This is a genomic window from Streptomyces sp. WAC 01529, from assembly GCF_003945545.1.
Taxonomy (GTDB): Bacteria; Actinomycetota; Actinomycetes; order Streptomycetales; family Streptomycetaceae; genus Streptomyces; species Streptomyces anatolicus.
In genome coordinates this window covers 6,416,053-6,429,823 of record NZ_CP029617.1, presented here as the reverse complement: position 1 = coordinate 6,429,823, position 13,771 = coordinate 6,416,053, and the positions used below count along the sequence as shown (strand labels likewise).

Annotated in this window: 9 protein-coding genes; 3 read left to right on the top strand and 6 right to left on the bottom strand. The window is 72.8% G+C overall.

Features of this window, described 5'->3' with window-relative positions; translation table 11 throughout:
• Positions 1-26: 26 nt before the first annotated feature.
• Positions 27-1,253, bottom strand: a complete 1,227-nt coding sequence (locus DMA15_RS28710) for an acyl-CoA dehydrogenase (RefSeq protein ID WP_125515631.1) — start codon at positions 1,251-1,253, stop codon at positions 27-29.
• Between the two features lie 108 nt (positions 1,254-1,361).
• Between DMA15_RS28710 and DMA15_RS28705 the strand changes: the two genes are divergently transcribed.
• Together DMA15_RS28705 and DMA15_RS28700 are read left to right on the top strand one after the other, a co-directional pair.
• Positions 1,362-3,047, top strand: a complete 1,686-nt coding sequence (locus tag DMA15_RS28705; protein ID WP_125515630.1) for an AMP-binding protein — start codon at positions 1,362-1,364, stop codon at positions 3,045-3,047.
• A 4-nt stretch (positions 3,048-3,051) separates the two neighbouring features.
• Positions 3,052-3,873 (top strand): PaaX family transcriptional regulator C-terminal domain-containing protein, encoded by an 822-nt coding sequence (locus tag DMA15_RS28700; RefSeq protein WP_125515629.1) that lies wholly within the window; start codon positions 3,052-3,054, stop codon positions 3,871-3,873.
• Positions 3,874-3,880: 7 nt separating this feature from the next.
• Here the strand turns inward: DMA15_RS28700 and DMA15_RS28695 are convergent, their stop codons facing one another.
• Both DMA15_RS28695 and DMA15_RS28690 read right to left on the bottom strand, forming a co-directional pair.
• Complete coding sequence (locus DMA15_RS28695) at positions 3,881-6,259, bottom strand: bifunctional salicylyl-CoA 5-hydroxylase/oxidoreductase (RefSeq protein WP_125515628.1); 2,379 nt, start codon at positions 6,257-6,259, stop codon at positions 3,881-3,883.
• Positions 6,256-7,083: an enoyl-CoA hydratase family protein gene (locus DMA15_RS28690; protein ID WP_125515627.1), complete on the bottom strand. Its 828-nt coding sequence runs from the start codon at positions 7,081-7,083 to the stop codon at positions 6,256-6,258. Before DMA15_RS28690 ends, DMA15_RS28695 begins: the two co-directional genes overlap by 4 nt.
• Positions 7,084-7,431: 348 nt before the next feature.
• Here DMA15_RS28690 and DMA15_RS28685 point away from each other — a divergent pair, with 348 nt between their 5' ends.
• Complete coding sequence (locus tag DMA15_RS28685; protein ID WP_125515626.1) at positions 7,432-7,887, top strand: ATP-binding protein; 456 nt, start codon at positions 7,432-7,434, stop codon at positions 7,885-7,887.
• Positions 7,888-7,923: 36 nt separating this feature from the next.
• Here DMA15_RS28685 and DMA15_RS28680 read toward each other — a convergent pair whose 3' ends face one another.
• The 3 genes from DMA15_RS28680 to DMA15_RS28670 all read right to left on the bottom strand — a co-directional run bounded on the left by DMA15_RS28680 (position 7,924) and on the right by DMA15_RS28670 (position 13,419).
• Entirely contained in the window at positions 7,924-9,156 is a 1,233-nt protein-coding gene (locus DMA15_RS28680; protein WP_125515625.1) for an arginine deiminase, read from the bottom strand.
• A gap of 106 nt (positions 9,157-9,262) precedes the next feature.
• Complete coding sequence (locus tag DMA15_RS28675; protein WP_125515624.1) at positions 9,263-11,866, bottom strand: polynucleotide kinase-phosphatase; 2,604 nt, start codon at positions 11,864-11,866, stop codon at positions 9,263-9,265.
• Positions 11,863-13,419, bottom strand: coding sequence for a 3' terminal RNA ribose 2'-O-methyltransferase Hen1 (locus tag DMA15_RS28670; RefSeq protein ID WP_164551844.1), 1,557 nt, complete (start codon positions 13,417-13,419; stop codon positions 11,863-11,865). The genes DMA15_RS28675 and DMA15_RS28670 overlap by 4 nt, the downstream gene beginning before the upstream one ends.
• Between the last annotated feature and the right edge of the window lie 352 nt (positions 13,420-13,771).

Here is a 13,771-nt window from a genome sequence, read left to right as displayed (position 1 = left end):
GGCTCGCGGCCAGCCGCCCGCGAGGGTCACCCGTACAGCTCCTTGGCGATGATCCCGCGCTGCACCTCACTCGCCCCCTCATAGATGCGGGGCGCCCGCACCTCGCGGTAGAGGTGTTCGAGCAGATGCCCGCGCTGCAGCGCGCGGGCCCCGTGCAGCTGGACCGCCGCGTCGACGACGTACTGCGCCGTCTCCGTCGCGAGCAGCTTCGCCATCGCCGCCCGCCGCGCGATTCCCGGCGCCCTAGGGCCCTCGTGGTCGTACGCGGAAGCCGCCGCGTACACCATCAGGCGGGCCGCCTCCGTACGCGTGGCCATCTCGGCTATCTGATGGGTGACGACCTGAAGGTCCCTCAACTTGCCGCCGAACGCGTCCCGTTCGGCCGTATGCGTGAGGCTTGCGTCCAGCGCGGCGGACGCCATGCCGACCGCGAACGCGCCGACGCTCGGCCGGAACCGGTTCAGGGTGGTCATCGCGACCCGGAAGCCGCGGTCGACCTCGCCGAGGACGTCTTCGGGGCCGACCCGTACGCCGTCGAAGGCGAGCGCGCCGATCGGGTGCGGGGAGAGCATGTCGAGGGGCGTGCCGGTCAGTCCCGCGCGGTCGGCGGGGACCAGGAAGGCAGTGACGCCGCGGGCTCCCGCGCCCGGGGACGTACGGGCGAAGACGGTGTAGAAGTCGGCTTCGGGGGCGTTCGAGATCCAGCGCTTGTCGCCGGTGAGGCGCCAGCTTCCGGAGCGGGAGGCGTCCGGTGCCGCGTCGAGGGACAGGGCCGCAGCGTCCGAGCCCGCCCCCGGCTCGGAGAGCGCGAAGGCCGCGATGGCGCGCCCCGCCCGGACCGGCGGCAGCCAGCGCTCCCGCTGCGCGGGCGTGCCGTGCGCGTGCACGGGGTGGGCGCCGAGGCCTTGCAGCGCGAGGGCGGTCTCGGCCTCCGTACAGGCGTAGGCGAGGGATTCCCGCATCAGGCAGAGGTCGAGCGCGCCGGTCCCAAAACCGGTCGGACCGGTGCCGGTCCCAAAACCGGTCGGACCGGTGCCGGCCCCGGCGCCAACCGGACCAAAGCCGGGGTCTGGGCCGACCCCCTCCTCGAACAGCCGCCCCAGCAAGCCCAGTTCACCCAGCGCCTCCACCAAAGGCCGGTTCACCCGACCCGGCTCCCCCTTCTCCGCCAGGGGCCGCAACCGCTCGGCCGCGAGCGTGCGCAGCTCCGCGCACCAGGCGGTCTGTTCAGGACTGAGCGCGAATGCCGTCACCCCGGGCCCTCCTTTATCGCGCACCGTTGACTGTCGTCACCATCACGATACGCTCGTGAGGCGAGCCCACCACAGCGCCCGACCCGCAGGCAAGGGGGCAGAGCCGCCATGGAACCCACCGGCACACCCGGGCTGACACCATCCGGCCACACCGACACCTTCGCCCGCGACCACCTTCCGCCGCGCGAGCAGTGGCCCGCGCTCGTCCACGACCGCCCCGAGCTGCACTACCCCGAGCGGCTCAACTGCGGCGTGGAACTCCTCGACCGGACCGTGGAGCGGCTCGGGGCCGCGCGGCCCGCCTTCCACTCCGCCTCCGGGGAGACCTGGACGTACGGCGTGCTGCGCGGCCACGTCGACCGGATCGCCCATGTGCTGAGCGCCGACCTCGGCGTGCGGCCCGGGCAGCGCGTGCTGCTGCGCGGGCCCACCACGCCGTGGCTCGCGGCGTGCTGGCTGGCGGTGATGAAGGCGGGCGCGGTCGCCGTGACGGTCCTCGCGCAGCAGCGCGCGCAGGAGCTGGCCACCATGTGCGAGATCGCCGAGGTGCGGCACGCGCTGTGCGACATCCGGTCGGTCGACGACCTGATCAAGGCCGGGGTGCCGGGCCTGAGCATCACCACGTACGGCGGCGAGGGCCCCGACGACCTGCTGGCGCGCGCCGCCCGGCGGCCCGAGCGGTACGAGGCGGTGGACACGGCCGCCGACGACGTGGCGCTCATCGCGTTCACGTCCGGCACGACGGGCCGTCCCAAGGGGTGCATGCACTTCCACCGCGATGTGCTCGCCATCGCCGACACCTTCGCGCGGCACATCCTCAAGCCGGTCCCCGATGACGTCTTCGCGGGGAGTCCGCCGCTCGGATTCACGTTCGGGCTCGGCGGGCTCGTCATCTTCCCGCTGCGCTTCGGCGCGTCCTCGGTCCTGCTCGAACAGGCCACACCCAAGCAGCTGCTCCCCGCGATCGGGCGCCACCGGATCTCGGTCCTTTTCACCGCGCCGACCGCGTACCGCACGATGCTGGACAAGATCGACGCGTACGACATCTCCTCGCTGCGCCGCTGCGTCTCGGCCGGCGAGAACCTCCCCGCGGCCACCTGGCAGGCCTGGCACGCGCGCACCGGACACCGCGTCATCAACGGAATCGGCGCGACGGAGCTGCTGCACATCTTCATCTCCGCCGCCGACGACGCGATACGGCCCGGCACGACGGGGCTCCCCGTGCCGGGGTGGCACGCGCGCGTGGTGGACGGCTCCGGGGCGCCGGTGCCGGACGGCGAGCCCGGACTGCTCGCGGTGCGCGGCCCCGTCGGCTGCCGCTATCTCGCCGACGAACGCCAGCTCCAGTACGTACGCCATGGCTGGAACATCACCGGCGACACCTACGTCCGCGACGCCGACGGCTACTTCCGCTATGTCGCACGCGCGGACGACATGATCATTTCGGCCGGGTACAACATCGCGGGCCCGGAGGTCGAGGAGGCGCTGCTGCGCCATCCGGATGTCGCAGAGACGGCGGTCGTGGGGCGGCCGGACGAGCTGCGCGGGCAGGTGGTGGTGGCGTACGTGGTGCCGCGCGAGGGCGCGCCCCGCGACGCGGAACGGCTGCGGGAGTTCGTGAAGGCGGAGCTCGTCCCCTACAAGTGTCCGCGCGAGATCGTCTTCCTGGATGCGCTGCCGAGGACGGCGACGGGCAAGCTGCAGAGGTTCCGGCTGCGTGCGCCGGTCGCCGCGCGCTCCTCGGCGGAGCCGGCGGCGGGGGCCCCGGCCGGTCATCCCGGGCCCGTAGAGTGATCACGTGTCCGAGCAGCACACTCCACGGTCCCTGATCGTCACCTTCTACGGCGCCTACGGCCGGGCGGCACCCGGCCCGGTCCCGGTGGCCGAGCTGGTGCGCCTCCTCGCGCCGGTCGGCGTCGACGCGCCGTCGGTGCGCTCGTCGGTGTCGCGGCTCAAGCGGCGCGGCCTGCTCGTGCCCGCGCGTACGGAGGCGGGCGCGGCGGGGTACGCGCTCTCGCCCGACGCCCGCCAGCTCCTGGAGGACGGCGACCGTCGCATCTACGGCACCACGGCCGGGGTGCGGGACAGCGGCTGGGTGCTGGCCGTCTTCTCCGTGCCCGAGGCCGAACGCCACAAGCGGCACGTGCTGCGCTCCCGTCTCGCGGGCCTCGGCTTCGGCACGGCGGCGCCGGGCGTGTGGATCGCCCCCGCCCACCTCTACGAGGAGACCAGGCACACCCTGGACCGTCTCCAACTCGCTCCGTACGTGGACCTGTTCCGGGGCGAGCATCTGGGGTTCGCCGCGACGGCCGAGGCGGTGGCCCGCTGGTGGGACCTGGCCGCGCTGGCCAAGCAGCACGAGGCGTTCCTCGACCGCCACGAGCCGGTCCTGCGCTTCTGGGAGGCCCGCGAGGAGACTCCCCCGCCGCCCGAGGAGGCCTACCGTGACTACCTCCTCGCCCTGGACTCCTGGCGCCAACTCCCCTACGCGGATCCGGGCCTGCCCGCGGAACTCCTTCCGCGGGGCTGGCCGGGCGCGCGCTCGGCGGCGGTGTTCGCGGCGCTGGACGGGCTGTTGCGGGAGTCGGGGGCACGGTTCGTGACCCTTCCCGGTTTCTGAGCGGCCGTCAGTTCTCCAGTGACAGGCGTGGTTTCGGGGCGTCCGTGCGACCCGCCTGGGGGCGGCGGCTGCCCGCGCGGTACTGGAGGGGCCAGGGGGCGCCGGGGCCCTGGTAGCCCTGCTCGGCCGCCGCGTGCAGGGTCCAGTGAGGGTCGTAGAGGTGAGGGCGGGCAAGGGCGCAGAGGTCCGTACGGCCCGCCAGGAGCAGGGAGTTGACGTCGTCCCAGGAGGAGATGGCGCCGACCGTGAGCACGGGGACGCCGGTTTCGTTGCGGATGCGGTCGGCGTACGGCGTCTGGTAGGAGCGGCCGTAGGCGGGGCGTTCGTCGGCGACGACCTGGCCGGTCGAGACGTCGATGGCGTCGGCGCCGTGCGCGGCGAAGGCGCGGGCGATCTCGACGGCGTCCTCGGCGGTGGTGCCGCCTTCCGCCCAGTCGGTGGCGGAGACGCGGACCGTCATGGGCTTGCCCTCGGGCCACACCTCGCGGACGGCGTCGAAGACTTCGAGGGGGTAGCGGAGGCGGGCGGGCAGGGGGCCGCCGTACGCGTCCGTGCGGTGGTTGGTGAGGGGGGAGAGGAAGCCGGAGAGCAAGTAGCCGTGGGCGCAGTGGAGTTCGAGGAGGTCGAAGCCTGCCTGTGCGGCGCGCCGGGCCGCCGCGGCGAACTGTTCGCGGATCTCCGTCAGGCCCGCCCGGGAGAGTGCGTGCGGGGTCTGGCTGCCCGGCTTGTACGGGAGCGGGGAGGCGGCGCTGAGGGGCCAGTTGCCGTCGGGGAGCGGCTCGTCGATGCCGTCCCACATCAGCTTCGTGGAGCCCTTGCGGCCCGAGTGGCCCAGCTGTACGCCGATGGCCGTGCCGGGTGCCTGGGTGTGGGCGAAGTCGGTGATCCGGCGCCAGGCGGCGGTCTGTTCGGCGGTGTAGAGACCGGCGCAGCCCGGTGTGATGCGGCCGCGCTCGCTGACGCAGACCATCTCGGTCATGACCAGGCCCGCGCCGCCCAGCGCCCGGGCGCCGAGGTGGACGAGGTGGAAGTCGCCGGGGACGCCGTCCACGGCGGAGTACATGTCCATCGGGGAGACCACGACGCGGTTGCGCAGGGTGAGGCCGCGCAGGGTGAAGGGCGTGAACATGGGGGGCGTACCGGCCGGGCAGCCGAACTCGTCCTCCACGGAGCGGGTGAAGTCCGCGTCGCGCAGGCGGAGGTTGTCGTGGGTGACGCGGCGGCTGCGGGTCAGGAGGTTGAACGCGAACTGGCGCGGCGGCTGGTCGAGGTAGTCGGGCAGCCGCTCGAACCACTCCAGGCTGGCGCGGGCCGCCCGCTGCGTGGACTCGACGACGGGGCGGCGTTCCGTCTCGTACGCCTGGAGGGCGCTCGGGATGTCGGGCTGTTCCTGGAGGCAGGCGGCGAGGGCGAGAGCGTCCTCGACGGCGAGCTTGGTGCCGGAGCCGATGGAGAAGTGGGCGGTGTGCGCGGCGTCGCCGAGCAGCACGGTGTTCCCGTGCGACCAGCGGGAGTTGACGACCGTACGGAAGTTCGTCCAGGTGGATTTGTTGGAGCGCAGGGGGCGGCCGCCGAGTGCCTCGGTGAAGATCTTGGCGCAGCGGTCGGTGGACTCGCGCTCGTCGAGTCCGTCGAAGCCTGCCGCCTCCCAGACCTCCTCGCGCATCTCCACGATGACGGTGGACGCGCCGGAACCGGCGGCGGAGAAGGGGTAGCCGTGCAGCTGCATCACGCCGTGCTCGGTCTCGGCGATCTCGAAACGGAACGCGTCGAAGGCGAAGTCGGCGGCGAGCCAGATGTACCGGCAGCGGTGGGTCGTGATGCTCGGCCCGAAGGCGTCGGCGTGCGCGTCGCGGGTGAGGCTGTGCACGCCGTCGGCGGCGACGACGAGGTCGTACGCCGTGGCGAGGGTGGCGGCGGGCGGCGCCTCGGTGCGGAAGCGGAGCCGGACGCCGAGGTCGCGGCAGCGGGCGTGCAGGATCTCCAGGAGCCTGCGCCGCCCGAGCGCCGCGAAGCCGTGGCCCCCGGAGGTGTGGCGCCGGTCGCGGTGCACGATGTCGATGTCGTCCCAGCGTACGAACTCGGCCTGGAGGGCGGCGTAGACGGCGGGGTCGGCGTGCTCGATGCCGCCGAGCGTCTCGTCGGAGAGCACGACGCCGAAGCCGAAGGTGTCGTCCGGGGCGTTGCGCTCCCAGACGGTCACTTGACGGGCGGGGTCGAGCCGCTTGAGCAGCGCGGCGGCGTAGAGCCCACCGGGCCCGCCCCCGATGACGGCTATCCGGGGCGCCCCGGGCGGCGGGGGCGCCTGGGGGTCGCTCGCGTCTGCCGGGCCGAGCGGGGTCGTCCCCGCGCTCATCGGGCGCCCGCCCATCGGCCGCCCGCTCATCGGCCCCGCCACTTCGGGGGGCGCTTCTCGGTGAAGGAGGCGTGGAACTCCGCGTAGTCCTCGCCGTTCATGAGCAGGGCCTGGGTCGCCGCGTCCAGTTCCACGGAGGCGGAGAGCGGCATGTCCAGTTCCGCGGTGAGCAGCGCCTTGGTCTGGGCGTACGCGAGGGCCGGGCCGTCGGCCAGGCGGCGTGCCAGGGTCAGGGCGGCCTCCCCCGCCTTGCCCTCGTCCGTCAACTCGCTGATCAGGCCGATCCGTTCGGCCTCCGGCGCGCGCACCGCGTCACCCAGCATCAGCAGCCGCGTGGCATGGCCGAGGCCGACCACCCGGGGCAGGAGGTAGGCCGCGCCCATGTCGCCGCCGGAGAGGCCGACGCGGGTGAAGAGGAAGGAGAAGCGGGCGCTCGGGTCCGCCACACGGAAGTCCGCGGCGAGGGCGAGCACGGCGCCCGCCCCCGCGGCCACCCCGTGCACGGCGGCGATCACCGGGAAGGGGCACTCCCTGATGGCCCGCACGACCTGCCCCGTCATGCGGTTGAAGTCGAGGAGCTGCGCGGTGTCCATCGCGAGCGTCGCGCCGATGATCTCGTCGACGTCGCCGCCCGAGCAGAATCCCCGCCCCTCGCCCCCGAGCACCAGGGCCCGTACGGACTTGTCGCGGGACAGCTCGGCGAGCAGGTCGCGCAGGTCGGCGTAGGCGCCGAAGGTGAGCGCGTTGAGCTTGTCGGGGCGGGCGAGGGTGACCGTGGCGACCCCGTCGTCGACGGCGAGGCGCAGATGCCGCCACTCGGGGGTCCGGGAAGCGGAGCCGGTGAAGGGACTCATGAGGTGCGGCCTCCTGGGCCTCGGGGCTGGAGTTCGCTGTGCGCTGGTCGGGCGGGGCGGGGGCGGGGTGGGCCCGGTCGGCGCGTGTCCACCCGGGCTTCAGCCAGTCCCCTCTCGAAGTTATCACTCGCCCGTGACTGTCGTCACGAGTACGCGATACCGGTCGCGCGATACCGGCCAGGCCCCGCCCCAAAGGGCGCATGAGTCCCGAAAGCCGCGTCCTGTCTCCCGGACCACCACAGGGCCGGACGTCCCCCGCATGCCCGACCGTCGTCCCTGTCGACATAGCGCTTAAGATTCGTACGGTTGAAAGCAGGATCGCCTGCTGCTCTGAACGGACCCCCCGCCTTGCACGAGCCCGCCTCCCCCGCCTCCTGGCGCATCGCGCTGCCGCACACCACGGCAGCCGTGCCCGTCGCGCGCGCCCTGGTCCGTACGGCGCTCACCGACATCGAGTCGTCCGCCGACACCGACACCGCGGAGCTGCTCACCGCGGAACTGGTCGCCAACGCCGTCGAGCACACCAGGGGGCAGGACCCCATAGAGCTGGTGATCGAGCTGCTGCCCACCGGCTGCCAGGTCGAGGTGCACGACTCCAGCCCGCTGCCGCCCGGCGACCTCACCGCCCCCTGCCCGCCCGAGGAGCCGGATCCCTGGCAGGAGCACGGCCGCGGCCTGCTCCTGATCCGCACCCTCAGCTCGTCCTGCGGCCACCGCCCCACGGCGTCCGGCAAGGCGGTGTGGTTCACGCTCCCGACCCGCGGATGCGGCGGCGGGCCGGGCATCGGGCCCGGCATCGGCTGAGCCCGGCCGAACCGGCGCGGCACGGTAGACGCGCCACTACCCCCCCGGCACCGCCTCCCGCTCCACCGGGCAGCTCATGCACCGCGGCCCGCCCCGGCCGCGCCCCAGCTCGCTCCCCAGGATCTCGATCACCTCGATGCCCTGCTTGCGCAGATACGTGTTGGTCGTCACGTTCCTCTCGTACGCGACCACCACACCCGGCTCGACCGCGAGGACGTTGCAGCCGTCGTCCCACTGCTCCCGCTCGGCCGCGTGCACGTCCTGCGTGGCCGTGAGCACCCGGATCGAGTCAAGCCCGAGCGCGGCCGCGATGGCCCGGTGCATGTTCTCCGGCGGATAGTCGGTGACCTTCAACTCCCGGTCGCCGACGCCCGGTTCGATGGTGTACGAGCGGAGCATGCCAAGGCCCGCGTACTGCGTGAAGGTGTCGCCGTCGACCATCGTCATGACCGTGTCGAGGTGCATGAACGCACGCCGCTTCGGCATGTCGAGGGCCACGATCGTCTGCGCGGAGCCCGCCGCGAACAGTTTGTGCGCGAGCATCTCGACGGCCTGCGGGGTGGTGCGCTCGCTCATCCCGATGAGCACCGCGCCCTTGCCGATGACCAGGACATCGCCGCCCTCGATCGTCGAGGGGTAGTCCGCCTGGCCCTCCGACCAGATGTTGAAGTCTCCGTCCCGGAACAGCGGGTGGTGGCGGTAGATCGCCTCGAAGTGCACGGTCTCGCGCTGCCGGGCGGGCCAGCGCATCGCGTTGATGGAGACGCCGTCGTAGATCCAGGCGGAGGTGTCGCGGGTGAAGAGGTGGTTGGGCAGCGGGCCGAGCAAGAAGTCATCCAGGTCCATGCAGTGGAAGCGCACGGACGTCGGTTCGGCGTGGCGCTCCAGGAATTCCCGCTTCGTCATGCCGCCGACCAGCGCCTCGGCCAGTTCGGCGGAGGGCAGCGTCTCGAAGGCGGCCCGCAGGTGGTCCGTGGCGAGCGGCCCGTACTCCTTCTCGTCGAAGACGCGGTCCAGGACGAGGAGGCGGGCCGCCGGCTCGTCCAGGGTCTCGGTCAGCAGATCGCCGAAGAGGTGCACGGCGACGCCCCGGTCGCGCAGCACGTCCGCGAAGCCGTCGTGCTCCTGGCGGGCCCTGCGCACCCACAGGACGTCATCGAAGAGCAGAGTGTCCTTGTTGCTCGGAGTCAGCCGCTTGAGCTCAAGATCAGGGCGGTGCAGTATGACGCGGCGCAGCCGCCCGGCCTCGGAGTCGACATGGAATCCCATGGGTCCATCTTTCCCCGGCCGGACGGCCTACGCGCGGTCAACGCGGCACCTGATGGCGCATCTGATCCCGATGACGCATCTGGCTCAGGTGTTCACGGCTCCGGTGTCAGAGCCGCGGGTCCACCGGCTCCGACTCCAGGGCCAGGACGGCGAAGACCGGCTCGTGGACGCGCCACAGCGGCTCGCCCTCCGCGAGGCGGTCGAGCGCCTCCAGGCCGAGCGCGTACTCACGGGTGGCGAGCGAGCGCTTGTGGCCGAGGGAGCGGTCCCGCAGCTTCTCCAGGTTCTCCGGGCGCGTGTACTCCGGGCCGTAGATGATCCGCAGGTACTCGCGGCCGCGGCACTTGATGCCGGGCTGGACGAGCCGCCCCCGGCCGTTTCCGACCAGGGCCTGGATCGGCTTGACGACCATGCCCTCGCCGCCGCGGCCGGTCATCTCCAGCCACCAGTCGACGCCTGCCCGCACGGACGCCTCGTCGCCGGTGTCGACGTAGAGGCGGCGGGTGGTCTGGAGCAGGCCGCTCCCGTCGTGCTCCACCATGCGGTCGATCAGGGCGAGTTGTTCGTCGTGCGGGAGCGCGGCGAGGCTGCGGCCCTGGACGGCGAGGATCTGGAAGGGCGCGAGCCGTACGCCCTCCAGGCCCTCGGTGGTCCAGCAGTAGCGGCGGTAGGCGTCGGTGAACGCGGCGGCGTCCGCGGCCCGTTCGCGCTGCCTCGCGAGCAGTGCGCCCGCATCGACGCCACGTGCCACCGCGGCCTCCAGGGCGGCCAGAGCGCCGGGGAAGACGGCCCCGGAGGCGGCGCCGACGGCCGCGTACTGCGTGCGGAGCAGGCCGGAGGCCTTCAGGGACCATGGCATCAGCTCGGCGTCGAGCAGCAGCCAGTCCGTCTCCAGCGCCTCCCACAGGCCCGCCTCGGTGACGGCGGCGCGCAGGCGGGCGAGTATCTCCTCGGTCACGGACGGGTCGCTGAAGAAGGGGCGGCCCGTGCGGGTGTAGAGGGAGCCGGTCGGGCCCTCCTCGACGCCGAAGCGCTCGCGGGCGACGGCCGCGTCGCGGCAGACCAGGGCCACCGCGCGCGAGCCCATGTGCTTCTCCTCGCACACCACGCGGGCGACGCCGTCCTGCGCGTACAAGGCGAAGGCCTCGGCCGGGTGCTCCAAGTAGCCCTCGCGCCGGGATGTGGCGGTGGGGGCCATGGTCGGCGGCAGGTACGGCAGCAGGCGCGGGTCGACGGCGAAGCGGCTCATGACCTCGAGGGCCGCCGCCGCGTTCTCCTCGCGCACGGCGACGCGGCCGGCGTGCCGGGTCTCCACCACGCGGCGCCCGTGCACGTCGTTCAGGTCGAGCGGGCGTCCGTCGTGGCCGCCCGGCGCCTCGGTGCGCAGCGGCTTGGCGGGCTCGTACCAGACCTGCTCGGCGGGTACGTCGACGAGTTCGCGCTCCGGCCAGCGCAGCGCGGTCAGCTTGCCGCCGAAGACGGCGCCGGTGTCCAGGCAGATGGTGTTGTTCAGCCAGGTCGCGGTGGGCACGGGCGTGTGGCCGTAGACGACGGCCGCCTTGCCGCGGTACTCCTCCGCCCACGGGTAGCGCACCGGCAGGCCGAACTCGTCGGTCTCGCCGGTCGTGTCGCCGTACAGCGCGTGCGAGCGGACCCGGCCGGAGGTGCGCCCGTGGTACTTCTCGGGCAGACCGGCGTGGCAGACGACCAGCTTGCCGCCGTCCAGGACGTAGTGCGAGACGAGACCGTCCACGAACTCCCGTACCTGGGCGCGGAATTCCTCGCTCTCCCGCTCCAACTGCTCGACGGTCTCGGCGAGTCCGTGGGTGTGCTGGACGCCGCGGCCCTTGAGGTAGCGGCCGAGCTTGTTCTCGTGGTTGCCGGGCACGCACAGCGCGGTGCCCGCGGCGACCATCGCCATGACGCGGCGCAGCACGCCCGGGGTGTCCGGGCCGCGGTCGACGAGGTCGCCGACGAAGACGGCCGTACGCCCTTCGGGGTGCGTCCCGTCGACGTAACCGAGCTTGCCGAGCAGGGTCTCCAGCTCGGCGGCGCAGCCGTGGATGTCGCCGATGATGTCGAAGGGGCCGGTGAGGTGGGTGAGGTCGTTGTAACGCTTCTCGGTGACGATCTCGGCGCCGTCGACCTCCGTCACGCCCCGCAGGACGTGCACCTTCCGGAATCCCTCGCGTTCCAAGTGCCGCAGGGAGCGGCGCAGTTCGCGCTGGTGGCGCTGGATGACGCGGCGCGGCACGCCCGCCCGGTCCGCGCGGGTGGCGTTGCGGGCGGCACAGACCTCTTCGGGCACGTCGAGCACGATGGCGATGGGCAGCACGTCGTGCTTGCGGGCCAGTTCGACCAGCTGCTTACGGCTCTCGCTCTGTACGTTCGTCGCGTCGACGACGGTGCGCCGGCCCGCGGCCAGGCGCTTGCCCGCGATGTAGTGCAGTACGTCGAAGGCGTCACCGCTCGCACTCTGGTCGTTCTCGTCGTCGGCGACGAGGCCGCGGCAGAAGTCGCTGGAGATCACCTCGGTGGGCTTGAAGTGCCGCCGCCCGAAGGTGGACTTGCCGGAGCCGGTGGCGCCGATGAGGACGACGAGGGAGAGGTCGGTGACGGGGAGCCGGCGGGCGGGCTTGGGGGCTTCGATGTTGGTGCCGGCGTTGGCGCCGGTGTTGTTGGTGTTGCCGGTGCTGGTGTCGTCGGTCATGCCGCCCGCACCTCCTTCGCGTTCTTCGCGTGCTGTGTGTGCTGTGTGTTCTTCGTGTGCTGCGTCTGCTGCTCTGTCTGCGTGAAGACCGCCATCTGGGTCGGCGGCCCCACCTCGGGGTCGTCGTCGCCCACCGGCACCAAATCCACGTCGTACCCGTGCCGTTCGGCCACCTGGCGGGCCCACGCCCCGAACTCCTCGCGCGTCCACTCGAAGCGGTGGTCGCGGTGGCGCACGTGCCCGGCGGGGAGCGTTTCCCAGCGGACGTTGTACTCGACGTTCGGCGTGGTCACCAGGACCGTGCGGGGCCGCGCGGAACCGAACACCGCGTACTCCAGGGCGGGCAGCCGCTCCACGTCGAGGTGTTCGATGACCTCGCTGAGCACCGCCGCGTCGTACCCCTTGAGCCGCTTGTCGGTGTAGGCCAGCGAGCCCTGGAAGAGCTTGACGCGCTCCGCCTGGCGCTCGCCCATGCGGTCCAGCTTCAACCGCCGCGAGGCGACGGTCAGCGCGCGCATGGACACATCGACGCCGACGATCTCGGTGAACCGAGTGTCCTTGAGCAGCGCCTGCACCAAATGGCCCTCACCGCAGCCGAGATCGAGGACGCGCCCGGCGCCCGCGGTGGTGAGCGCCGCCAGGATCGCCTCGCGGCGCCGCACGGCGAGCGGTACGGGCTTTCCCTCGGCCTCTTCGAGATCGGGGGCGGACTCCTCACCGGGGGCGGCGGAGTCCTCGTCGACGGCGTTGTCGATCTCCGCGACGTCCGTGTCGTCCACGTCGGCGAGCCGCACCAGTTCAAGGCGCTCCCTCGCCTCACGGGTCAGGGACCAGCGCCGCGCGAGGTAGCGGCTGGTGATGACCTGCTGCTCCGGGTGGTCCGCGAGCCAGCCCTCACCGGCCCGCAGCAGCTTGTCGACCTCGTCCGGCGACACCCAGTAGTGCTTGGCGTCGTCGAGGACGGGCAGCAGCACGTACAGGTGCCGCAGCGCCTCACCCAGGGTCAACTTCCCTTCGGGCACGTCGAGTACGAGGCTGACGTACCGCGAATCGCCCCACTCGGGAAACCGCTCGTCCAGCGGGACCGGCGTCGCCGTCACCGTCCAGCCCAGCGGCTCGAACAGCGCCCGCACCAGCTCGGCGCCGCCGCGTGCGGGCAGCGCGGGGACCTCGACGCGCAGGGGCAGCGGCTGCGCGGCCCGCTCGGGACGCGCGGCGCACACGCCGCGCATCGCGCTGGAGAACACCGCGCTCAGCGCCACGGCGAGCAGCGACGAGGCGGCGTAGGGCCGGTCGTTCACGTACTGCGCGAGCGCCGCGTCGGGCGCGCCGCCGCGTCCCTTGCCCTTGCCGCGCCGTACGAGCGCGACGGGGTCCACCTCCAGGAGCAGCGCGGCCGTACAGCGCTCCGCGCTCGCCTCGGGGTAGAGGACGTGCGCGGTGCCGTAGGAGGTGGAGAACTCCTGCGTCTTCCCGGGATGCTTGTGCAGCAGGAACCCGAGGTCGGTCGCGGGGCGTTCAGGGGTGCCGGTGGTGGTGATCGTCAGGAACACGGTGGGTTGGCCTCGAAACGGGGTCTGAGTGGAGGTGCGCCCCGGAGACTCGGCCGCGGGCCCTTGTCCGGGCTCGCGGCGGTACGCGCGCCGCGCCTCGGTCACCCGTCCGCGCGGCGCCCCCATCCCCGGCGCGCCCCCTCAACGTACCGCCCCCGCCGCGGGCGCACCCGGGAATTTTCCCTCGTCAGGGCGGGGGTGGAGGGCCACTGGAAATCCGGCTCCGCCCGCCACTCGGCGTGCGCCCCCCGGCGGAAGGACGGGCCGATGTGCTGGCGCCTTTTCCTCTCTGCGCGCCGTGTGCGCTCCCTCGGAGGGGTTCGGTCGGCGCGCACGCCGGTGATACGCCTGT

What these genes read in the sequence shown, in the direction of transcription:
- DMA15_RS28705 (WP_125515630.1), top strand. Translation starts at nt 1,362, where the DNA reads ATGGAACCCACCGGCACACCCGGGCTGACACCATCCGGCCACACCGAC.
- DMA15_RS28695 (WP_125515628.1), bottom strand. Translation starts at nt 6,259, where the DNA reads ATGAGCGGGCGGCCGATGGGCGGGCGCCCGATGAGCGCGGGGACGACC.
- DMA15_RS28690 (WP_125515627.1), bottom strand. Translation starts at nt 7,083, where the DNA reads ATGAGTCCCTTCACCGGCTCCGCTTCCCGGACCCCCGAGTGGCGGCAT.
- DMA15_RS28680 (WP_125515625.1), bottom strand. Translation starts at nt 9,156, where the DNA reads ATGGGATTCCATGTCGACTCCGAGGCCGGGCGGCTGCGCCGCGTCATA.
- DMA15_RS28675 (WP_125515624.1), bottom strand. Translation starts at nt 11,866, where the DNA reads ATGACCGACGACACCAGCACCGGCAACACCAACAACACCGGCGCCAAC.